Below are 22,943 nucleotides of genomic sequence, written 5' to 3'. Positions count from 1 at the left end.
TATTCTAACATAATATCTCAATATTTGACAAAAAAACAACACAAGTTTTCCGATAGATTTAATATTACATGAAAGGACAGTATTATCCGCATCTCTTAGTATGAAGGATAAACTGTCCAATTATTTAAAACTCCATTTTATTTTGTTCTATCGATGTCTATGAATAACATCCACTGCACCAGTCACTTCAATAATTGTACCGGTAATCATATCGGAATCGTCCTCACATAAAAACGAAATCGTTCTTGCGATATCTTCACCTGTTCCAGATCTACCAATTGGTGTGTTATGACTTTTCAGCTGGCGCGCTTCTTGAATTGTCGCCTCTTTCATTTCACCAATAATATCACCAGGACATACCATGTTTGCAGTAATACCGTATTCCGCTTCTTCGTAAGCAACTGTTTTCGTTAATGAAACAAGTCCTACTTTTGCTGCCGCGAAAGCTGAGCGATAAATCCATCCCGGTGCACTATCTGCCCCTTGAAATCCGTAATTAATAATACGGCCAAAGTTCTGTTTTCTCATGACCGGAACGACAAGTTTTAATAAATGAAATACCGCTGTTAAATTGCCCTGAATCATTTCATTCCATTCTTCTTCTTCATAATCGACTAACTTTTTCCGTTCAAATACATATGGACCAGCATTATTAATTAAAAAGTCAATTTTGCCAAAACGGCTCATCGCTTCTTCTACCATTTTATGTAAATCTTCCTTTTTCGTGACATCCGCTTGCACGAATTGTAGACGCTCTTCCATATTTTTATATGTTTCTTTCATCGTTTCCATAGCCGTTATATCGCTATGATATGTTACTGTTACTGAATAGCCTTTAGCCAATAATTTTTCTGTTACTTGCTTTCCTAAACCTTTCGTACCGGCTGTAATGAGCGCATGTCTCACAAAACTGCCCCCTTTTAAATTGCTATAGTTCATATGTAACAAGTTCTCGCACCAATTACAACTAAAATGAATTGAAACAGAGTTTTCAAAATTCTGTAACGTTTCCGACAAGCACATTACCAAAATTTGTTTTATAATAAAGTTGTAAAAGGTAATAAAAATGATTGGGAGGAATTTACTATGAATAATACATATACAAATATTTTAATCGCGGTGGACGGTTCTAAAGAAGCAGAAAAAGCCTTTAAAAAAGCAATTCAAGTCGCAAAACGAAACAATGCAAAATTAACAATTGCTCATATCGTTGATGTAAAAGCATACTCAGCAGTAGAAGCTTATAGCCGCGCAATTGCTGAACGTGCAAATCTATTTGCAGAAGACTTATTAGAAGACTACAAAAAAACTGCGCTTGAAGCTGGCCTTGAAAAAATTGAAACTGTATTAGAATTTGGTAATCCTAAATCTAAAATTTCAAAAGAAATCGCTCCAAACCATAAAGTAGATTTAATTATGTGTGGTGCAACTGGTTTAAATGCTGTTGAACGTTTCCTAATTGGTAGCGTCTCTGAACATATTATTCGCTATGCGAAATGCGATGTCCTTGTTGTTCGTGGTGATGAGGAGCAAGGTGATCTTTAATTCATAAATAAAACACCGAGTCCACATGTTTTACCGAAGGATACGGAAAATTAAGTTCGAGGCCCGAATGAACAATAAATACATGTTGTTAAACAATGATAATAAACGAAAAAGGAGTGGGTAATCCACTCCTTTTTTTCACGACATGCCTTTATTCATAGGAATAAGTCTGCTCTGTTTTTTCTCTATTCTTGCATGGATTTTAAAATCCTCATTTTTCAATTGATTGTTTAATCAAGTTTACACTGTATTCTACTTAATTCTTTGAGCAATTGGATGGTCGTCTTTTAGTTGCAACAAATCCCATAAATTCCCGTATAAATCCTTGAATACTGCAACTATTCCATATTCTTGCTCTTTCGGCTCTCTTACAAATTCTATTCCTCTTGAAATCATTTCATTATAATCTCTCCAAAAATCGTCAGTATTTAAGAAAAGAAAAACTCTGCCACCTGACTGGTTACCAATAAAAGAATCTTGCTCCGGTTTAGATGCTCTAGCCAGTAATATTGTGGTGCCGACTGAACCAGGAGGTGATACCACTACCCATCTCTTGTTTTGCTCTGGCTGATATATATCTTGGACTAGTGTGAAATTTAGTTTCTTTGTATAGAACTCTATTGCCTCATCGTAGTCTTTTACTACTAATGCGATATGAACTATTGATTGAACCATTATTATCCCTCCTATTATTACTGAATAAGCAGATTATAGTATAACATTTCTTACTTTAATCTATCTGTTAGTTTAATAACACAGGCTCTTGTTTTTCTTCATTTCACATACTTCACTATAAATACAAGACAAACAACCACTACAACAGCTACTGCCAACACATATGGCGGTAGGAACTTCAAAGACCATAGCGCCATCATGATCGTCGCAACCGTTAAGTATGTTTGCTTTGCATCTTCTGTCATTTTTTTACGAAGTAAGAAAACATATACATAACCGATTGGTGGTGTAATGAAGCAAAGAACATATATGATTTTGGATTTCAAATACCATTTTTGTTCTCCAAGTTTCTTTATATCTTCTTCTATTCTTTCATGCTCTTGCTCTCTCGCTTCTTCTACAAGCGGATCTTCCTCTTCTCCTCGCTTTTCTTTCATATAAGGAAGAAAGTGCATAAAAAAATAATATGCAAATACGAACGCTCCAAAACCAATATTTAATCTTTCTAATGGAATATGCTCACTAAAAAAAGCAGCAGTAAGTACTAAAGATAAACAGTACGTCATCATCCAAAATGAACGTTTTCTCTTTTCCCGTTCCATTTCTTTTTTTCCTTGTATATCTTTTCTTTTCGAAAGCCATATAGAAATAAAGCAATCTACTACAAATAGAGCAAAAATAAATATCGCAACGTGTACTGTTTCTACATCCTCAAATGAAAAGATATTTGGGAATGCAACATGTAATACAATTAATGTGTACAAAATTAGCCCTATAAAATAAATACGTCTCATTTTCCATCCCTTTCTTATTTCCTAACATTACGTTAACATACATTTTTTAGAAATAGACGGACAAAATATATGTGTTTAGAAAAGGAGGATGCTACATGGATGATTCTGAACGTATTATTTTAGATGTGAATGGGAAAGAAATCGAAATGTTAGATACGATTCGTACACATTTTAAAGAGACACATGGAATTGAACTAAGTAACGGTGCATTACTGCGAGATTTGATGGATATTGAGTATATTCGAATTACGGAAGATCGACATAAGTATGATTAAAAGAAAAACGACTGCAGGCGAATGCCATCAGTCGTTTTCTTTCTTTATTTAAGCTCTTGTTGCTTCCCGCCCATACCACCTGGCTCATTGCTATCTTGGTGTACAGTTAGTTTATTTGTTTTCGCATCTTTTAAAACTCTATATGTATATGATTCATTTGGTTCATCTTTAAACTGCACATTCATACCATACGAATCCATTTTGCTATAAAAGGCCGGTTTTATATATAAAATATCACTTTCTTTATATCCTTTATCTTGCAAATGCCACATCGTTGCGATAATTGCTTCTTCTCGCTTTTCTTTTTCACCAACATACATATATTTGTCCAAAAGAAACACTTTAGCATTTGCAATTAAGCTAATTAACAATACAATGATAAACACTATTTTTTTCATAGATTTCCCTTAAATTGTTATTTTTTACTACATCGTAACTTAAATGCTAATAAAAAATAAAGTACGCCAGACTTTAATAGACTGGCGTACTTCCCAACTCAATTCTTAATAACTTCTTTCGTTAACCCCTTCGCCTTCTCCAAAGCGTTTTTGATTTGCTCAAACCCTGTCCCACCAGCACTATTACGGCGCTTTACAGCCGCATATGGTGAAAGAACTTCATACAAATCTTCTTCAAATAAAGAGCTCATTTCTTTATATGTTTCAAGTGGGACATCTAATAAATAAATTCCTTTTTGTGTGCAATGTAGAACTAACTTCCCAACAATTTCATGAGCTTGACGGAATGGCAGTCCTTTACTTGCTAAGTAGTCCGCAATTTCTGTTGCGTTAGAGAAATCTTGGGTCACAGCTTGCCCCATTTTTTCTTTGTTTACAGTCATCGTTTCCAGCATGCCTGCCATAATATGAAGGCATCCTTCTACTGTTTTTACTGTATCAAACATTCCTTCTTTATCTTCTTGTAAGTCTTTATTGTACGCGAGCGGTAATCCTTTCATTACTGTAAGTAAACTGAATAAATTACCGTATACTCTGCCTGTTTTACCGCGGATTAGTTCCGCCATATCCGGATTTTTCTTTTGCGGCATAATACTGCTTCCCGTTGCGTATTGATCGCTCATTTCAATAAATTGAAACTCTTGGCTACTCCATAAAATAAGTTCTTCGCAAAAGCGTGATAAGTGCATCATGAGCATAGATGAGTTACTTAAAAACTCCAGTATGAAATCACGATCGCTTACCGCATCTAAACTATTTTCATAGATGCCATTAAATCCGAGAAGCTCCGCACTATATTCTCGGTCAATCGGGAATGTCGTCCCAGCTAACGCTCCTGCTCCGAGTGGTGAAATGTTAATGCGTTTTAACGAATCTTCATAACGATTCACATCGCGCTCTAACATCCAAAAGTAAGCAAGAATATGATGTGCAAATGATATAGGCTGCGCACGTTGCAAGTGCGTATAGCCAGGCATAATTGTTTCAATATTATTTTCTGCTTGATGAACAAGAACAGTTTGCAATTGTTTTGTAGCTTTTATAATATCTTCTACCTTTTCTTTTATATACAAATGCATATCTGTTGCCACTTGGTCGTTACGGCTTCGGCCTGTATGAAGTTTCCCTCCCACTTCACCGATTTTTTCAATTAACATCTTTTCAATGTTTAAATGAATGTCCTCAGCTTCAACTGAGAAATGTAACTTATTTTGTTTCGCTTCTTCTAATAAATATTGAAGACCTAGCTTTATTTTCTCGGCTTCTTCTTTCGTAACGATCCCTTGCTTTGCTAGCATCGTTACGTGTGCAATACTCCCATTTATATCTTGATTGACTAATTGTTGATCGAAGGAGATGGACGCTCCAAACTCTTCAACCCACGCTTCCGCTTCTTCTGTAAAACGTCCGCCCCAAAGTTTGCTCACGCTTCCACCTTCTTTTGATTCACTTGACTGTATACTTTCGTCGGTAAACCGAATAATGAAATGAATCCAACTGCTGCATCATGATTAAATTCATCCTGGGCAGTATACGTAGCTAATTTCTCATCATATAACGAGTATTCAGATTTACGCCCTTCTACAATCGCATGACCTTTAAATAATTTCACACGCACTGTACCTGTTACATGCTTTTGCGTTTCTTGTAAAAATGCATGAAGCGCTTGTTTTAAAGGAGAGAACCATAAGCCATTATAAATAAGTTCCGTTATTTTCTGTTCAATCACCGGTTTAAAATGTGCTACTTCTTTCACGTGTGTTAAATCTTCCAACTCTTTATGCGCTGTAATTAACGTCATTGCTGCTGGGCATTCGTATACTTCACGAGATTTAATACCGACAAGACGATTTTCTACGTGATCGATACGTCCAACGCCATGTTTTCCAGCAAGGGCATTTAACGTTTTAATTAGTTCTGACAGTGAATATGAAGTGCCATTTAAAGTCGTCGGTATTCCTGCTTCAAATCCAATTTCTACAAACTCTGGTTTATTCGGTGTATCTTCTAATGCTAATGTCATTTCGTATGCATCTTCTGGCGGCGCTGCCCATGGATCTTCTAAAATTCCACATTCGTTGCTGCGTCCCCATAAGTTTTGATCGATTGAGAATGGGCTATCTAAATTAATTGGAATTGGTACATCGTTTTCTTTTGCATATGCAATTTCTTCTTCACGTGACCACTTCCATTCACGTACAGGCGCAATCACTTCTAAATATGGATTCAATGCTTGAATAGAAACTTCAAAACGAACTTGGTCATTCCCTTTCCCTGTACATCCGTGTGCAACTGCAGTTGCTCCTTCTTGTTCTGCGATTTCTACTAATTTTTTCGCAATAAGTGGACGAGATAATGCAGAGACAAGAGGATATTTCCCTTCGTATAACGTGTGTGCTTGCATCGCCATCAATGCATATTCATTCGCGAATTCTTCTTGAACATCAATCATATACGATTTAATTGCACCTACTGAAAGTGCTTTTTCTTTTACAAACGCTAAGTCTTTTCCTTCCCCTAAATCTAAACAAAGCGCGATAATATCATAATTCTTCTCTTGTAACCATTTAATTGCAACGGAAGTATCAAGACCTCCGGAATATGCTAATACAACTTTTTTCTTCTCCATTTTACATCCCCCTAAAGAATAAATATTCATTATTTCTTATAATAATTCAAACTTTAACACCTTTCATAAAATGAATCAAGGGGAATTCATAATTTTTTTCAAACAATTTCGTCGAATTTCTTTCTTTTTTTATGTAAAATAGAGGCAGGAAATTGGAGGTGTGTCTATGGAAAAGTATTTTATATACAATGAACATCTAGGAATTGCAGTGCCAAACATACAAGAAGAATGGGAAGACATCTCTGAAAAAACACAGCATGGTATTTTATTAAAATGGGAGCAAATTCGCGGAAAAATACCTGATCGTATAAAAGAGCTTGAACATTACATTAATCAAAAACAACATCGTTTAAATAACGAAGATAATTTTGAAATTTCCTGTAGGCTTAATTCTGAAATAGCTGATTTAGCCTCTATTATTAACGACCTTTGGCTTTGGTATCGCCTCACTCAAAATGTATCTGAGGGAAAAGCACACCAATGAAAAAAGCATGCCCCTCATTCACTTTGGGTCATGCTTTTTTGTCGTAACAAGCTTTGCAATATATTTCTTGCGCCGTTTTTGCTAAACATACATCAAACGGACCTACTAATATACTTCTTTCTTTCGGCAACTTCACAAAAGCAACTAGCTCTTCTTCATATTCAATCTTTTTCTGACATGAAACGCATTTTAATTCTCTTCTTTTAAACATGTCTTTTAGCATATCTCCACTCTCCCTTTCATCTATCTATATTAATATAATATGTAAAAAAATGACACATTACAAAGTAAGGTATTCATATACTATGTACAAAAGGAGGCCTCAAAATGATGCGAGCTTTCATTATTATCGCTTTAACATTTTTAAGTGTGATTAGCTGGGATGCATTTTTTAAAGATAAAGGTGACGAAAACAATACAACTGAATAAAAAACCATCTTTGCTTACTTATTGGACAAACTTCTAAAAACTGTCCAATCCTACAAAATAACTTAGGCTTTTCTACAAAAATATTTAAACATAACAATTTTTGTAGATTCCCTCCGTTTATTGTCGGTTTCCATCCGCATACATTTTTTGAAAGTATGATATAATAATATAAATCTTGAAGGAAGGGATTTTGATATCATGATCGCTCGAAGGAGCATGTGGCATCGTATTGACGAATCATACACGTAGCGTATTTTTCAGCTCAGATACTTTAGTCTAGCGAAAAAAATACGAGAGTGGGGAAATTATGATTGCCCGAAGGATAATTTGGCAAAAAAAAGACTCTTCTTACACGTAGCGTTTTGTTTAGGACTTAATTGTTATTAGCTAAACAAAACAAAGAAGAGCAGGATTGCTAAATGACGAATCCTACTCCACGTTTTGTTTAGTCGTTTTAAGACTTAAACTAAAACGAAGGTAGGGAGAATTGATGGACGAGAGGATTATTCGTTATTTCTTCAGCGACATATAGCGTAGTTAGTTTTTTCGTAAACTAACTGAAAGCTACATGTGAGCTCGTAGTTAGTTTACAACACAAAAAGGACTACTAACTACGGAAAGAAGGAATAACGATGAGGAACATCCAAAGTCGACAAATTATTAAAGAAGTTTTTATGGTTTTAATCGGTTCATTTATTTTAGCGGCAGCGCTATATCACATTCACTTCCAAAACCACTTAACAGAAGGTGGCTTTGTAGGTATTGCACTATTCATCCAAAATTTTTATGATATTTCACCATCTATTTCAACTGTAATAATGGATATCCCAATTATTTTACTGTGCGCTTCATTTTTAGGTAAAAAAATGGTTGGCTATTCATTTTTAGGTTCAATTTCATTCGGAGTATTTTATTCCCTTATGGAAAATTATTCTCCATTTACGGTAGATTTATCAAACAATTTATTTATAGCTGCAATAGTTGGCGGTGCTTTAGCTGGTATTGGACTCGGTTTTATATTGCGATTTGGCGGTGCAACCGGTGGAGACGATATTTTAACAATTGTATTAAGTAAACGAACTCGTTTTACAATTGGGCAAATTTTCTTCGTCTTTGACGCGATTGTTCTTGCGCTTTCATTATATTATTTAAATTGGACAGAAATTGCTTTTACTATTCTTTCAATTGCCGTACAGGCAAAAACATTGGATTTAATTTATTATCCAAAAGCAGAAAAAGCAGCAGAAAAGCAACCAGTATCTATTCCAATGACCAAAAAACATGCAACAAATTAAAAAAGCGAAAGGCTTCGGCCTCTCGCTTTTTTTATGATTTTTTTTCTTTCTCCATTATGTGGCGCACTTGATAAAATCGATTCGCAAATTCAGTAACATTTCTTGTTAAACGATAATTTACTGTAGATCCGATTGCCATTCCGATGACTGGGATACCTTGGAATAATTTACGACGAAGAGCATAAATTGAAAATGTTTTCAAAATTTGCTTTAACAAAACTTCGGTAGAGGCTGTTTGTAACACTGCTTCGTCTCCTTCATAAAAGAACGAATCTTCTTGCTCCAGCTCTCGTAGCAAGTTGTACCAAGCGTATTGCTGAAGTCTTCCTGGCAATAATGACGCATGAAACACCTTTAACGCCAGCATCATTTCATAAGGCTTGTTCACATCATGCCCAAACGATGTTGCAATAAGTTGGACAGCCTTCACATTTAACGCAATCATAACCGGAAAATCAGCTGTCAATAATAATAATCCTCCAGCACCCGTTGCTCCGCCTTGCACGAATGAATATAGACGATGACGTGCTGTTTGTTGCTCTGCTATGTATGTTAACTGATCAATAGATAATGCTTTCAAATCTTCAAGTTGTTCAATTGATTCATTAAATAATCTTGATGTTCCTAAAATACGATTACGTGCATCTAATTGTGATTGTGAACTTTGAATCAGTGCATGCAAATGAAAAAGCCATCCATCTGCTTTCGTAAAGAATTCTTTTCGTTTTTTCTCAGGTAATTTCGCAACTGTAGTATGTAACCATTTATCAAACACTTTTTGAAAATCGGTCGCTTCTTGCTCAACTAATTGCGCTTCCCATTCCTTGATATTGTCTAAAATGGCTTGTTCTCGCTTCGATCGCATCGTAACAACCACCTCGTTCGATTTTTTTCTATTGTAACATATTTCTGCTTATTCTTTGCAAATATGCTTGTCTATCTCTATTCACATACCATTTTTTAATGACATAAAATATTAGCAAAAAGGATGAGATGAATCACATGAATCTATCCAATATAAAACAAAAGTATAATGCTGTATTTAGCTTAGGACAAAACTGCTGGCCTGCTTGGGCTTTATATCAACTAGGATTATCCCCATTTTTTGGCGTTATTGATTTTATGCTAAGTCCTTCATTAGAGAAAGTAAATTTATTATTACAAAATCGCTTTCACCGTTTTTTAGAATTAGGAAATTTGTCCTTCATCTCATTTTGGGATGATGATGCGAAATTAAGACTACGAGACAACATTTATGAAATTGACTCCTGCCATGACTTTAAAACAGATGTAAATACACCAACTTCTTGGCCTTCTTATACAGATATTAAATTAAATTATGAGCATCGGATTAATCGTTTTCTAACTACAGTAGAAATGGAAGAATCCATATTGTTTATTCGAACCGGGGGAACATATGAAGAAGCACTTTCTCTTGAAGAAATTTTATCTCAAATGGTCAAGCATAACTTCTCCGTCCTTTTATTACTTCCTGCCGATGTACCAACTATCACTGAAGAAGATTGGGGATTACAAAACATTTGCGTTATAAAATGCCCAGTGATGGATATATACCAGTACAATGAAGCATTTTGGAAAGAACTATTAGACGGTATTACAATTAGCTCAACAACGTGAATAAAAAGGTGATTTTCTCTATATTTCAACTTATAATTATCCACATATAAATGAATAAGGAGCGATCATATTCATGTACCCACGTGCAAAATCCTTTGGTATTGTTATACATCACAATCGACTTCTACTACAAGAATATAATATAGACAATGAAACCTATTACTGTCCTCTTGGTGGATCAATTGAACTCGGAGAAAAATCAGATGAAACAGTTATTCGAGAGTTTAATGAAGAGCTTCATACAGAAGTAGAAATTATCGATTATTTAGGTTGCTTAGAAAACATCTTTCATCTAGATGAGGAAATTGGTCATGAAATTATTCAACTATATTCTTTGCGTTTATTAGACAGATCACTATATGAAATGGAAATAGTGAATATACAAGATGAGCAAACAGCGTCATATGCAAAATGGGTTCCCATTACTGCATTCATTCAGAAGGAAAAATTATTATATCCAGATGGAATTTTAAAATATATTAAAAGGAAAAAAGACGAAATCCTATAGGATCTCGTCTTTCTTTTCATATATTAACCAATATCTCCAAGACGTAGTACGTCACGAGCAATCATAACTTCTTCGTCAGTTGGAATTACGATAATTTTTACTGGAGAGTGAGGGAAGCTGATGAATGCTTCTTCACCGAATACGTTATTGCGTTTTGCGTCGAAGTATACGCCCATGTACTCAAGGCCTTCTAATACGCGCTCACGAATAATTGCACTGTTTTCACCTACACCAGCTGTAAAGATGATAGCGTCAACGCCTTTCATACGAGCTGTGTAAGAACCAATGTATTTATGGATACGGCTTACGAACACGTCAAGTGCTACTTTCGCACGGTGGTCGCCTTCTTCTTCTTTCGCAATGATGTCACGTAGGTCACTAGAGTAACCAGTAAGACCTAACATACCACTCTTCTTGTTTAATACGTTAACTACTTCTTCTACAGTTTGGCCTGTTTTTTCCATGATGTATGGAATTAACGCAGGGTCAATGTTACCAGAACGTGTACCCATTGTTACACCAGCAAGTGGAGTGAAGCCCATAGAAGTATCGATAGACTTACCGCCTTCTACTGCTGCGATACTTGCACCGTTACCTAAGTGACAAGAAAGTAGGCTTAAGCTTTCAATTGGACGACCTAATAATTCAGCCGCACGCTCAGTTACGTATTTATGAGAAGTTCCGTGGAAACCGTATTTACGGATACCAAATTTCTCATAGTACTCATACGGTAAGCTGTATAGGAATGCAGATTCCGGCATTGTTTGGTGGAATGCTGTATCGAATACTGCTACTGCTGGTACGTTTGGTAATACTTCTTGGAATGCTTTAATACCAACAAGGTTTGCTGGGTTGTGAAGTGGTGCTAAATCGCTTAATTCTTCGATTTCCGCTAATACTTCATCAGTAATTAAAACAGAATCCGCAAATTTTTCGCCGCCGTGTACAACACGGTGACCGATACCGCCAATCTCATCAAGAGATTTTACGATTCCATTTTCAGTTAATTTGCTAAGAAGCATGTTAACTGCTACTGCGTGATCTGGGATGTTTGTAATTTCTTTTTGTTTTTCGCCATCTACAGTAATAGTGAAGATACTATCTTCTAAACCGATACGTTCTACTAAACCTTTTGTTAATACTGTTTCACTTGGCATTTCAAATAATTGGAATTTTAAGGAAGAGCTTCCTGCGTTAATCGCGATGATTTTTGACATCTAGTCTTTCGCCCCTTTTTCTCTTGGTAGTTGTGTGGATCATTCCACAAACCGCTCGATTTTATCTAATTAAATTCACTCACTATGAAAACGTTTCATCATCAGTAAATTTTATACTCACGATTTTAATTTAAACATCGTCCGACATATATTTCAAGTGAAAAAATTGTAACACCAAGAAAAAAAATATATTACAGATTTCAAAAAAATTCAGTTAAATCTTGTATATATTAAAAAATATGACATATTCTATACAACTGTACTACATTAATCACTAACCCTGTTACATATATATCGTGTTACTTTTGTGTTGCAAACCAAGTATTTAATTGATCCATAATGTTCTCCATAGCCTTCATATTAGAGAATTTAGGTAATTCCACTAGTAGTGCCTGTTTCGGCATTGTTACACCTTGGCCTTTCTTTTGGAGAACAAATATACTTTTTGCATTTTTCTCGTTTTTAAACATGGAAACAGGTAGCTGTAACAAACCTTGAATAAAGCATGTTTCTTTAATAAATGCATGTAGTTTCGGCGCTTGATCACTTTCAAAAATAAAGTTTGGTACTAAGAAGAATAAATACCCGCCTTCTTTCGTATGTTTCACACTTTGTTCAATAAATAAGTGATGCGCATATGACATTCCTTCATCTGCTTTTAACTTATATTCACTCGCACTGATTTCGTTTGGATAATAACCAATTGGTAAATCTGAAACGACTGCATCAACTGGATCAATATAAAGTGGTGCTAGTCCATCTTGATGGAAGAATTCGATTCCATGCTTTTGTAAATTCGCATTTACTAAAGCAAGTTTAATTAGCACTTCATCCACTTCTACACCAAATCCACTCATTGCTAGTTCTTCTTTAGCGCTATTAAATACTGTAGTCATTAAATTACCTGTTCCAATTGCAGGATCTAAAACAGTAATTTCTGTTTTGCCTTGCATAAATTTATGGAATAAGTAGCTCATGAACATTCCAACTGCATCTGGCGTCATTTCGTGATTCGCTTGTACGCCCTCTTTCATTCCTTTTAAAATGGCTAGCTGAAATGCTTTACGAATTTCTTCACCTTTATATGTTTCTTCATTAAACGTACTATATTCACGATTCAACCTTTCAATTGTTGATTCGGATAATTCCTCTTGTAAAATCGCACCTTCAAACAAGTTATCACCTGTTTCTACAAGCGCCTCTAAATATGTTACATCTAATTCTTTACGTAAAACTACCGCAGAAGAATCAAAAATAGAAAATAATGTTTCCACTGTCTGACTCACGTACATTCCTCCTTCTCTCTTTTACACATAACTTATATCATACCACAAAGTGATTTTTTCCAAAAAGAAAAAGCGACCTCCTGTAAAGAGCTCCCTTTCAAGTTATATATGATATAACATTTTTTCTCATCTATCGTTACCATTCGCAGCAATAGATGAGAAAAAACGACCTCTTTATAAGAGGTCATTTCCTTCCTATTACTTTGCAGATTTAGCTGCTTCTAATGCTGCTTCATAGTTTGGATGGCTTGTACCTTCGCTTACGTATTCTGCGTAAACTACTTTGTCATTGCTATCTACTACGAATACTGCACGAGCAAGTAAACGAAGTTCTTTCATTACTAAGCCGTAAGCTTCACCGAATGAAAGGTCACGGTGATCAGAAAGTGTTACAACATTTTCTAAACCGTTTGCTGCACACCAGCGTTTTTGAGCGAATGGTAAGTCAGCGCTAATTGTTAATACTTTCGCGTTTTCAATACCTGCTGCATCTTGGTTAAAACGACGTGTTTGTGCATCACATACACCTGTGTCGATTGAAGGTACAACACTAATTAATTTTACTTCGCCTTTGTATGTTTCTAAACTTACTGGAGATAAGTCGTTTGCTAATACTTGGAAGTTTGGCGCTTGATCGCCAACTTTAACTTCTGTTCCAACTAAAGTCATTGGATTACCTTTAAAAGTTACGTTTGCCACTTGAAGATCCTCCCTTATTTAAACAAAATATGTACAATGTAAATGATAGTTTGTCCCCATCGATAATGCAAATAAAATCGCTTTATTTACAAAAAAATTAAAGAAGCTAATCCATTGATTAGCTTCTTTATTCGTTAAATTTGAAATTCAGGATCATCTTCTTTTCGTTTATCCATCATTTCTTTCACTTTATCAACAGCTTGTGGTGCTAATTCAATTATTTTATCAATGACGTGTGTCTGCTTATCTAAGTGTAATACTTTCACACCATCTCCATTTATAACAAGAAAGGCAACAGGATTAATAGAAACTCCTCCACCACTTCCCCCGCCAAATGGATGACGACCTGAATGTTCTACTTTACCAAATTCACTTCCACCAGCAGCAAAACCAAAGCTTACTTTCGAAACAGTAAGAATTACACTTCCATCTGCTGCTTTAATTGGATCACCAACAATTGTATTTACATCAGTCATTTGTTTTAAATGCTGCATTGCGGTTGTCATTAAACCTTGAATTGGATGGTCCACTCTATATCCCCCCTATGCTTGAACAGATTTTTCTGTCATACCAGATTTTTGCTTTCTCATAAACATGAGTAATTTGAATCCTGTTTTTATAGCACGAAATATACGAAAAGATGCTGTTAACTCGCACCTTGATGCAAATCCCTTCCCTTGAAAAACAGGGATAATTTCAAATTCTGGTACATCGACAATATGCATATATTGTCCTATAACTCCAGCAGCCATTCCTTTTGTCCCCCATGCATATCCAGTGACAATTCCAGTACTAGCTGCGTCGCCTGCTCCAATTTGCGTATGCCATTTCCAACCATTGATTTTCACTCGTTTGAGAAAATCTTTAACGATAGTATGAACTTTTTGAAGCCTTTTTATCAGTTCCCCGATGCTGTCAAGTTGCGCCATAATTTTATTATCTATTCCGCCGTCCTTTTCAGCTTTTTCGATTTTCTGTCCTGTCTTTTTCTGCTGTTTTTCAATTCTTTCCAACACATCAAATGTATATCGAATCATCCATATTTTCACTTGAAACAAACATTGCTTTTCCATTTCTGAATATAAAAATGTCACTTTAAGCTTTATTTTCGACAATAGTATAAGCAAAATAAAAAGGAGAAGAATTATTATTCCAATTACGAGCCACTTCATACGTATCATCCTTTCACTCCGTACCCATTATCGACAAGTTTATTCATCATTAAACAGAGTTCCGTAAGATTGAATATAAAAATTTTTCTAAAAATAAAAAGGTATTTTGACAATTTATATCGAAATATATTATTTGAACATATCATCAGGGAACGGACTCTAATGATATGTAGCACGAAAAACAGAAAATTTAACTGCAGTGGAGGGATACATAATGGCAGATCGTCGCAATTTATTTTTCTTTTATGGTGATGACAAAGCAACGCTCGTTGAAAAGATGAAACCAATCTATCGTATTTTAGAAGAGAATGGATTTACCATATTAGATCAACCAAAAAATGCAAACGCTATCGTCAGTGTTGGAGATGATGCAACTTTCTTACAAGCCGTTCGTAAAACTGGTTTTAGAGAAGATTGCTTATACGCAGGAATTTCTACGAAAGATGAAATTTCTTTCTACTGTGATTTCCACATTGATCACGTTGATACAGCCCTTCAAGAAATTACAAAAAATGAAATTGAAGTGCGAAAATATCCAACAATTCAGGTAGATGTAGATCACGGTACATCTTTCCATTGTTTAAATGAATTCTCATTACGTTCTAGCATTATTAAAACATTCGTTGTAGATGTTCACGTTGATGATTTATATTTCGAAACATTTAGAGGTGACGGTTTAGTTGTTTCTACCCCAACAGGAAGTACAGCTTACAACAAATCATTACATGGTGCCGTTGTCGATCCGCTTATCCCATGTTTCCAAGTAAGCGAACTAGCATCTTTAAATAACAACACATACCGTACGCTCGGTTCACCGTTCATCTTAAACCACGAACGTACACTAACTTTAAAACTTAAACCAGACGGTAACGATTATCCTGTTATCGGCATGGATAACGAAGCGCTTAGCATTAAACAAGTTGAAAAAGCTGTTGTACGCTTAAGCGATAAACAAATTAAAACAGTAAAATTAAAAAACAATTCCTTCTGGGAAAAAGTACAGAGAACATTTTTATAGTATTAAAATAACCGCAGAATTATGGGGATCCCATAATTCTGCGGTTATTTATTTATCCCGATTGGCACGGCCAACAATCTCTCGCTATCGGGCCGTTATTTTTGTCAGTTTTTGTCGGTAAGTCGATATATTTTAATAATCGCTGATATATTTCGAGTTACAGTCGATATATTCCGAAAATCGCTGATATATTTTACGCATCTTTTCTATAGACAACCTGGCCATCAATGACGGTCATTTCCGCTTGTACTTCTTTTATTTCTTCTGCCTCTATTTCAAATATGTTTCGATCTAATACCGTAAAGTCTGCTTCATATCCTTTTATAATTTGTCCTCGCTTCGCTTCTTTTCCTATTGCATAAGCACTTCCTGTCGTAAATAAAGAAACAGCCTCATATGCCGCTAATCTTTCCTCAGGCATATAGCATACACCGTCAATAAAACTTCTACGTGTAACAGCGCTATATATGCCTAAAAACGGATTCACTTGTTCAATAGGAGCATCTGAACCACCGTTGCAATGTAAGCCTGCGTCCAGTAACGTCTTCCAGGCATACGCGTAACGAAGACGACGCTCGCCTAGTTTTTCAATGACTGATGGAAAATCTGATGAAACAAAGACCGGTTGAATATCAATAATAGCTGGCAAGTGTTTCATTCTTTCAATCAACTCTTCACGAGCTAGCTGACAATGAATAATACGGTCACGCACCCCTTCTGCTGGTGGATGTAATTCAAGCGCATCAATGACATATTCAAGCGATAAGTCGCCGATTGTATGAATGGCAACTGACATATGTAAATCTCGTGCTTTTTTCACTAAACATGCAAGCTCTTCACGTGAGAAAATCGCAACTCCATTTGTTTCCTGCGCATCTTCATACGATTCACTTAATAAAGCAGTTCTTCCGCCAAAAGAACCGTCAGAAAAAATTTTCATCGCACCAAATTCAATATAGTGCTCATTTTCATATTCTTTTCTTTCATGTGCTACTTCATGATGAACGAGTAAATGTGCTTTAAATGGCATTTCTTTTATAACGTAAGAAAACGCATTATACGTTTTTCTAAAACCACCATAATAATTTAAATCTTCCGTATGCCCACCAACGATTCCGTATTGCCAGCAGTCTTTAATCGCTGTTTGCAAAGCTCTTTGTAAATAAGCTTTATCAATTTCAGGCTGAACGTGTTTCATTAATTCTTGTCCTTGTTCATATAAAAGCCCTGTTAACTTATTTGATGCATCCCGGCCAATTTTCCCGCCTTTCGGATCTTGCGTCTCTTCTGTTATGTTCGCTTCTTGCAGTATGTATGAATTCACCCATGTAACGTGACGACAAACTCGTTTTAATAAAATGGGATGTTCTTTCGAAATTGCATCTAAATCACGTGCGTGAACATCTTTCGTATCTGTAAAGTTATTTTCATTCCAGCCTTCTCCGATAATCCAACAACCTTTTGGCGCGTCTTCTACTTGCTTCTGAACAAGAGTAAGTACTTCGCCATAAGATGTACAATTTGATAAATCTAGACGAAGTAACCTCTCTCCATGCCCAATAAGATGCATATGACTATCAACGAGACCTGGAATCATCGTTTTGCCTTCTAAATCGTGCAATTTAACCGTAGTAGCATATCGGTCTTCTAACTCTTCTTTACTCCCGACATCAACGATCACACCGTTTTCAACATAAACAGCGTCTACTTTTTCATTCTCTTCTCGCATCGTGTAAATGGTGCCGCCATACCAAATTTCTCCCATATACTCATCCCCTTTTTCCCTTTAGTCTACGAGATTAATCCGTATAAAAAAAGCACCATTTGAATTAAAAATGGTGCTTTCCCAAAAATTATTTTTGTTCAGTAGGGTTCGTTGTAATTTGCCATTCAATGCTAAATTTATCTTTTAGTTGTCCGTATGCCGGGCTCCAGAACGTTTCTTGAAGTGGCATAATAACTTCTCCACCCTCTTGTAACTTTTCGAATACTTCTTTTGCTTTTTCTGCATTACTAATTTGAATTGCGATTGTTACTTGAGATCCGATTGCATGCCCTTGACCTGGGAATGTATCAGAAATCATAAGGTCCGTATTACCAACTTTTAAAGTAGCATGTAAAACGCGCTCTTTCGCTTCAGCTGGAATCGGGTATTCTGGATTTTCAGGCATGTCACCAAAAGTTTGCATTACTTCTACTTTTGCGTCTAATGCCTCTTTGTAAAACTGTACAGCTTCTTGCCCACTACCATCTAAAACTAAGTACGGATTAATACCTAAAATCATACGGACACCTCTTTTTTTAGTTTATAAAATCGAACTTATGTTCGTTTTTATAATATCATCGTTTTACATTTCATTCAACTATTTATTTCCCTATTTTCAAAATTATTTTGAAGGAAGCTCCATCTCTTGTTTTCTAAGTTCAATACGACGAATTTTTCCGGAAATCGTTTTTGGTAGTTCATTTACAAATTCAATTTTGCGAGGATATTTATATGGTGCAGTGAGTTCTTTCACGTGTTGTTGGAGCACTGGAATTAATGTTTCTTCGTTCTTTTCTATATTCTCTCTTAATACGATAAATGCCTTCACGACACTCCCTCGAATTTCATCCGGACTTGCGACAACCGCACATTCTCTTACGTAAGGATGTTTTACAAGTGCATCTTCAACTTCGAACGGCCCGATTGTGTAACCAGAGCTAATGATAATATCATCTCCGCGCCCTTCAAACCAGAAATAGCCGTCTTCATCTTTTTTCGCTTTATCACCCGTAATATAATAATCACCACGGAATTGCATCGCTGTGCGTTCATCATCTTTATAATATTGCTTAAAGAGGGCTGGTGTTTCAATATGAACTGCAATATCGCCAACTTCTCCTACCTGCACTGGGATTCCTTCTTCATTAACGATATCAACATGGTTTCCTGGCGTTGGTTTCCCCATTGATCCCGGTCTAATATCCATCCCTTTCATTACGCCAACAAGTAATGTATTTTCCGTTTGCCCATAGCCATCTCTTACTGTAATATCAAAGTGCTTTTGGAACGTTTCGATGACTTCTCTATTTAACGGCTCACCTGCGGATACAGCGCTATGTAACGCTTCTAAATTGTACTCAGTCAAGTCTTCTACCTTTGCCATTAATCTATACTCAGTCGGTGTACAACAAAGCACATTCACCTTATTATCGTCTAATAAATTTAAATACGTTTTCGGTTCAAACTTACCGTTGTATACAAATCCTGTTGCTCCTGAACCGAGAGTTGCTAAAAACGGGCTCCAAATCCACTTTTGCCACCCTGGACTAGCCGTTGCCCATACAACATCATTCTCTTCAATTCCGAGCCAATTTGGGGCGCTCGTACGTAAATGAGCGTATGCCCACGCATGCGTATGAACAACACCTTTCGGGTTTCCTGTCGTCCCTGACGTATAAGATAAAAAGACCATATCTTCTTTATCTGTTTTCGCCATTTCTAACATGTCACTTTCTGTTTCTAATGCTGTTTTTAAATTGATCCATCCGTCTACTGACTGCTCGCTCAGAACGAACTTTTGAAGAGATTCCATCGCCCCTATGTTATCAAACTGTCCGATATATGGTTCATAACTTACAATCGCTTTTACTTCTCCGTGTCCAATGCGGTATTCAATATCTTTTTTACGCAACATTTCCGAACTCGGAATTACGACAAACCCTGCTTTAATCGCAGCGATATACGTCATGTAAGCTTCAATTAAACGCGGCATCATAATAAGGAGCTTGTCCCCTTTTTGTAAGCCACTTTTTATAAAAGCGTTTCCAATTTTATTTGCACCTTGCATTAATTCAAAATATGTAACTTCTCGTCTATTCCCTTTATCATCTTGCCAAATTAAAGCAAGCTTCTCTTTATCGTCTGTATATTTCTCTATTTCTGAAACTAAATTATAAGATGGTGGTGCCAACAATTCCTCTCTCTTCATAAACATCCTCCTTTTTCTTTATGCCTCCCTTATATAATAAAGAATTTTCAGTAAATTTTGAACCCTCTTCTTTTGACAATTTTTTTATGCTTTTGTCGAAATGAATTTATACTAATACGAACAACAAAAAGAAAGAGCGGGGAGAACCCGCTCTTTCTAAGCCATTGTATATGGAATTATTTTTGGAAACCGCCTAATTGTTGCTCAGCTAGTGAAACTAGACGTTTCGTAATTTCGCCACCAACAGAACCGTTAGCGCGAGATGTTGCATCCGCTCCAAGTTGAACACCAAACTCTTGAGCGATTTCGTATTTCATTTGGTCTAATGCTGATTCAGCACCAGGAACCGCTAATTTATTTGTGCTACGTGCCATGTTATATCACCTCCTTGTGAGTATAGAGTGTGATAAATAACATGACTTCATACACATTTTAGATATGGTAATTTATGGTTTTAGAAAAGTTCTTCGAATTTTTCTTCTTCCGCTACTACTTCTACCGTTTGTAATACCATTGTTTCTTTGTTTGCTACAGCTTCTTCGATTAATGGTGTGAAATCATATTTCGCTTCAAAACGATTCGCTTTTTCACGCTTCGGCTTCGTCGCTGGGCTTGCTGGTGTGAATACTGTACAGCAATCTTCGTATGGACGAATTGAGATATCATATGTGCCGATTTCTTCAGCGATTTTAATAATTTCTAATTTATCCATCGTAATAAGCGGACGAATAACAGGATAGTTTGTCACTTCATTAATCGTATGCATACTATCTAACGTTTGGCTCGCTACTTGTCCAAGACTTTCACCAGTCGTAATTGCAAGTGCATTACGCTCCTCTGCAATCTGCTCTGTAATACGCATCATCATACGACGCATTACTGTCATAGAATAACTAGATGGAATTTCTTTATTAATCGTTTTTTGCACTTCAGTAAATGGAACAAGGTGAAGTGTTACACGTTTACAGTATTTCGTTAACTCTTGTGCTAAATCGATTACTTTTTGTTTCGCACGCTCACTTGTGAAAGGTGGACTATGGAAGTGAACTGCCTCCACAGATACGCCGCGTTTCATCGTTAAGTACGCTGCTACTGGGCTATCAATACCACCAGAAAGAAGTACCATTACTTTTCCGCCAACGCCAACTGGTAAACCGCCAGCTCCCATGTGCTCACCACACATAATATAGCTGTAACCACTGCGAATTTCTACACGTACATTCACATCTGGATTATGGACGTCTACTGTGATATCCTCTGTATTTTCTAAAATGTGCCCGCCAATTTCTGGAAGTAACTCCATCGTCTTCATTGGGAAACGTTTATCAGAACGGTGCACTGTAATTTTAAATGTTTTCACATCATCTTTTACTTGTAAGAAAGCTGCTAATGCACCTTTTTTAATATCTTCTAATTCTGATGGTACTTTCATCGCTAAATTAAACTTATGAATACCAAATACATCTTTCAATCTTTCAGCAATCGCTTCATGGTCTTCGCCATTTAACTGAATGTACATACGGTCATGTGTTGCATCGATTTTAATGTTTGGGAATTTTTTCAGTTTGAACTTAACGTTATCTTTTAATGTGCTTACAAATTTAGAACGGTTCTTACCTTTTGTCGTCATTTCTCCGTAACGTACTAAAATATATTCATATGTCATCATATTTCTTTACCTCATCACTTCATATAATTTTGGCATTGTCTCTTTTACAATACCTTCAAATTGTTTTACTTCTTCCATCGTGTTGTCTGGTGCTAGACTAATACGAATAGCGCTTGCAGCAGCTGCATGCGGTACCCCCATTGACACTAACACTCTGCTCACTTCATTTGCTTTTGAAGAACAAGCAGACTTCGTTGATACATATACACCGTGTTCTTCTAAAGCATGAACGACCACTTCCGGTTTTAAACCGACAAACGACACATTTAAAATGTGTGGTGCTGCATATGCAAGCGACGTATTAATTGTTACATCTTCCATTTCTTTAAAGAAACGTACAAGCTCTGTTTGTAAACTTTGCAAATGAGCTATCTTTTCTTTCACTTGTTCCATTGTCATGCGAAGTGCTTTCACCATCGCTACAATGCCAGGTAAGTTCTCTGTACCAGAGCGATACTTAAGCTCTTGTTGACCACCTGATAAAATCGGATCTAATCTTACGCCATCACGCACGTAAAGAAGACCTGTTCCTTTTACACTGTGGAATTTATGTCCAGATATTGAGCAAAGGTCAATATGCGAAGCATATAAATTAAGCGGTACTTTTCCTATCCCTTGTACATGGTCCACATGGAATCTTATTTTCGGATAATTCGATAATAACGTTCCAATTTCAGCAACGGGCTGAATTGCTCCAGTTTCGTTGTTCACATGAATAATTGAAACAAGAATTGTATCTTCACGAAGCACTCGCTTCACATCCTCTACCGATACAACACCATGCTCGTTAACCGGTAAATATGTTACATCAAACCCGAGTTCTTCTAATTGCTTATATGCCTCAAACACAGACGCGTGTTCAATATTTGTTGTAATGATATGTTTGCCGCGCGAACGATTCCTCATCGCTATCCCTTTAATCGCAAGGTTATTCCCTTCCGTTCCACCCGATGTGAAAATAATTTCAGAAGGTTTTACGTGAAGAAGCTGCGCTGCAATCGTTCTTGATTGTGTTAATAGACGCTCTGCCTCTCCTCCAAGCGAATGAATAGAAGAAGGATTTCCAAAATATTTCCCAGCAACCGTTACGTACGATTGAAGGGCTTCTGGATATGGCTTCGTCGTCGCACTATTATCAAAATAGATCATCGTTCTTCCCCTTTCAGCGCTATCACATC

26 protein-coding genes are annotated in these 22,943 nt (G+C 36.3%); 7 read left to right on the top strand and 19 right to left on the bottom strand.

Annotation, left to right across the window (positions count from 1 at the left end):
• Positions 1-147 precede the first annotated feature (147 nt).
• The gene (locus tag JDS81_RS00545) at positions 148-939 is read right to left on the bottom strand and encodes an SDR family oxidoreductase (protein ID WP_033659421.1); all 792 of its coding nucleotides are present in this window, start codon (positions 937-939) and stop codon (positions 148-150) included.
• A 147-nt stretch (positions 940-1,086) separates the two neighbouring features.
• Between JDS81_RS00545 and JDS81_RS00540 the strand changes: the two genes are divergently transcribed.
• Entirely contained in the window at positions 1,087-1,545 is a 459-nt protein-coding gene (locus JDS81_RS00540) for a universal stress protein (protein WP_001066671.1), read from the top strand.
• A gap of 252 nt (positions 1,546-1,797) precedes the next feature.
• Here the strand turns inward: JDS81_RS00540 and JDS81_RS00535 are convergent, their stop codons facing one another.
• Both JDS81_RS00535 and JDS81_RS00530 read right to left on the bottom strand, forming a co-directional pair.
• Positions 1,798-2,220, bottom strand: coding sequence for a VOC family protein (locus tag JDS81_RS00535; RefSeq protein ID WP_000250789.1), 423 nt, complete (start codon positions 2,218-2,220; stop codon positions 1,798-1,800).
• 98 nt (positions 2,221-2,318) lie between these two features.
• Positions 2,319-3,014, bottom strand: coding sequence for a hypothetical protein (locus JDS81_RS00530; protein ID WP_097952274.1), 696 nt, complete (start codon positions 3,012-3,014; stop codon positions 2,319-2,321).
• 95 nt (positions 3,015-3,109) lie between these two features.
• Here JDS81_RS00530 and JDS81_RS00525 point away from each other — a divergent pair, with 95 nt between their 5' ends.
• Positions 3,110-3,289, top strand: a complete 180-nt coding sequence (locus tag JDS81_RS00525) for a hypothetical protein (RefSeq protein WP_000342762.1) — start codon at positions 3,110-3,112, stop codon at positions 3,287-3,289.
• A gap of 44 nt (positions 3,290-3,333) precedes the next feature.
• Here the strand turns inward: JDS81_RS00525 and JDS81_RS00520 are convergent, their stop codons facing one another.
• The 3 genes from JDS81_RS00520 to JDS81_RS00510 all read right to left on the bottom strand — a co-directional run bounded on the left by JDS81_RS00520 (position 3,334) and on the right by JDS81_RS00510 (position 6,376).
• Entirely contained in the window at positions 3,334-3,687 is a 354-nt protein-coding gene (locus JDS81_RS00520) for a DUF3139 domain-containing protein (RefSeq protein ID WP_097952272.1), read from the bottom strand.
• Positions 3,688-3,785: 98 nt separating this feature from the next.
• Entirely contained in the window at positions 3,786-5,174 is a 1,389-nt protein-coding gene (gene argH, locus JDS81_RS00515) for an argininosuccinate lyase (protein ID WP_097952270.1), read from the bottom strand.
• Complete coding sequence (locus JDS81_RS00510) at positions 5,171-6,376, bottom strand: argininosuccinate synthase (RefSeq protein WP_097952268.1); 1,206 nt, start codon at positions 6,374-6,376, stop codon at positions 5,171-5,173. The genes argH and JDS81_RS00510 overlap by 4 nt, the downstream gene beginning before the upstream one ends.
• Positions 6,377-6,542: 166 nt before the next feature.
• Between JDS81_RS00510 and JDS81_RS00505 the strand changes: the two genes are divergently transcribed.
• Entirely contained in the window at positions 6,543-6,860 is a 318-nt protein-coding gene (locus JDS81_RS00505; RefSeq protein ID WP_000417202.1) for a hypothetical protein, read from the top strand.
• Positions 6,861-6,888: 28 nt separating this feature from the next.
• Here JDS81_RS00505 and JDS81_RS00500 read toward each other — a convergent pair whose 3' ends face one another.
• Positions 6,889-7,083, bottom strand: coding sequence for a hypothetical protein (locus JDS81_RS00500; RefSeq protein WP_000910296.1), 195 nt, complete (start codon positions 7,081-7,083; stop codon positions 6,889-6,891).
• Positions 7,084-7,921: 838 nt separating this feature from the next.
• On the opposite strand from JDS81_RS00500, the gene JDS81_RS00495 reads away from it, so the two are divergent.
• Positions 7,922-8,584, top strand: a complete 663-nt coding sequence (locus JDS81_RS00495; RefSeq protein ID WP_001244520.1) for a YitT family protein — start codon at positions 7,922-7,924, stop codon at positions 8,582-8,584.
• Between the two features lie 31 nt (positions 8,585-8,615).
• On the opposite strand, the gene JDS81_RS00490 is transcribed toward JDS81_RS00495, so the two are convergent.
• Entirely contained in the window at positions 8,616-9,449 is an 834-nt protein-coding gene (locus tag JDS81_RS00490) for an EcsC family protein (RefSeq protein WP_001256857.1), read from the bottom strand.
• Positions 9,450-9,586: 137 nt separating this feature from the next.
• Between JDS81_RS00490 and JDS81_RS00485 the strand changes: the two genes are divergently transcribed.
• Both JDS81_RS00485 and JDS81_RS00480 read left to right on the top strand, forming a co-directional pair.
• On the top strand, positions 9,587-10,222 hold the full coding sequence (locus tag JDS81_RS00485; protein WP_097952265.1) for a DUF1796 family putative cysteine peptidase: 636 nt from the start codon (positions 9,587-9,589) through the stop codon (positions 10,220-10,222).
• 73 nt (positions 10,223-10,295) lie between these two features.
• Entirely contained in the window at positions 10,296-10,730 is a 435-nt protein-coding gene (locus tag JDS81_RS00480) for an NUDIX hydrolase (RefSeq protein WP_097952263.1), read from the top strand.
• Between the two features lie 23 nt (positions 10,731-10,753).
• Here the strand turns inward: JDS81_RS00480 and ackA are convergent, their stop codons facing one another.
• From ackA to JDS81_RS00455, 5 genes are all read right to left on the bottom strand, one after another.
• Positions 10,754-11,947, bottom strand: a complete 1,194-nt coding sequence (gene ackA / locus JDS81_RS00475; protein ID WP_000034585.1) for an acetate kinase — start codon at positions 11,945-11,947, stop codon at positions 10,754-10,756.
• Between the two features lie 299 nt (positions 11,948-12,246).
• Positions 12,247-13,233: a class I SAM-dependent methyltransferase gene (locus tag JDS81_RS00470; protein ID WP_000084369.1), complete on the bottom strand. Its 987-nt coding sequence runs from the start codon at positions 13,231-13,233 to the stop codon at positions 12,247-12,249.
• Positions 13,234-13,431: 198 nt separating this feature from the next.
• Positions 13,432-13,932, bottom strand: a complete 501-nt coding sequence (tpx, locus tag JDS81_RS00465; protein WP_000024525.1) for a thiol peroxidase — start codon at positions 13,930-13,932, stop codon at positions 13,432-13,434.
• A gap of 134 nt (positions 13,933-14,066) precedes the next feature.
• The gene (gene ytfJ, locus JDS81_RS00460; protein ID WP_000350003.1) at positions 14,067-14,462 is read right to left on the bottom strand and encodes a GerW family sporulation protein; all 396 of its coding nucleotides are present in this window, start codon (positions 14,460-14,462) and stop codon (positions 14,067-14,069) included.
• A gap of 12 nt (positions 14,463-14,474) precedes the next feature.
• A complete protein-coding gene (locus JDS81_RS00455; RefSeq protein ID WP_002093186.1) occupies positions 14,475-15,113 on the bottom strand; it encodes a DUF2953 domain-containing protein in 639 nt (212 codons plus the stop codon).
• A 205-nt stretch (positions 15,114-15,318) separates the two neighbouring features.
• Here JDS81_RS00455 and JDS81_RS00450 point away from each other — a divergent pair, with 205 nt between their 5' ends.
• Positions 15,319-16,122, top strand: a complete 804-nt coding sequence (locus tag JDS81_RS00450; RefSeq protein ID WP_000785189.1) for an NAD kinase — start codon at positions 15,319-15,321, stop codon at positions 16,120-16,122.
• Between the two features lie 193 nt (positions 16,123-16,315).
• On the opposite strand, the gene JDS81_RS00445 is transcribed toward JDS81_RS00450, so the two are convergent.
• The 6 genes from JDS81_RS00445 to JDS81_RS00420 all read right to left on the bottom strand — a co-directional run bounded on the left by JDS81_RS00445 (position 16,316) and on the right by JDS81_RS00420 (position 22,914).
• Positions 16,316-17,887 (bottom strand): amidohydrolase, encoded by a 1,572-nt coding sequence (locus JDS81_RS00445; protein WP_097952261.1) that lies wholly within the window; start codon positions 17,885-17,887, stop codon positions 16,316-16,318.
• Between the two features lie 88 nt (positions 17,888-17,975).
• The gene (locus JDS81_RS00440) at positions 17,976-18,407 is read right to left on the bottom strand and encodes a VOC family protein (RefSeq protein WP_088048009.1); all 432 of its coding nucleotides are present in this window, start codon (positions 18,405-18,407) and stop codon (positions 17,976-17,978) included.
• Positions 18,408-18,509: 102 nt separating this feature from the next.
• Positions 18,510-20,096 carry an acyl-CoA synthetase MbcS gene (mbcS, locus tag JDS81_RS00435; RefSeq protein WP_097952259.1) on the bottom strand — a complete coding sequence of 529 codons (1,587 nt, stop codon included), beginning with the start codon at positions 20,094-20,096 and terminating at the stop codon, positions 18,510-18,512.
• 176 nt (positions 20,097-20,272) lie between these two features.
• Complete coding sequence (locus JDS81_RS00430; protein WP_000124490.1) at positions 20,273-20,470, bottom strand: alpha/beta-type small acid-soluble spore protein; 198 nt, start codon at positions 20,468-20,470, stop codon at positions 20,273-20,275.
• A gap of 80 nt (positions 20,471-20,550) precedes the next feature.
• On the bottom strand, positions 20,551-21,765 hold the full coding sequence (gene thiI, locus JDS81_RS00425; RefSeq protein WP_000989269.1) for a tRNA uracil 4-sulfurtransferase ThiI: 1,215 nt from the start codon (positions 21,763-21,765) through the stop codon (positions 20,551-20,553).
• A 6-nt stretch (positions 21,766-21,771) separates the two neighbouring features.
• Complete coding sequence (locus tag JDS81_RS00420) at positions 21,772-22,914, bottom strand: cysteine desulfurase family protein (protein ID WP_000638978.1); 1,143 nt, start codon at positions 22,912-22,914, stop codon at positions 21,772-21,774.
• Between the last annotated feature and the right edge of the window lie 29 nt (positions 22,915-22,943).

Origin of the sequence: Bacillus cereus group sp. N31 (assembly GCF_016483245.1) — a bacterium.
Taxonomy (GTDB): Bacteria; Bacillota; Bacilli; order Bacillales; family Bacillaceae_G; genus Bacillus_A; species Bacillus_A toyonensis.
This window is presented reverse-complemented; position numbering and strand designations above follow the sequence as displayed.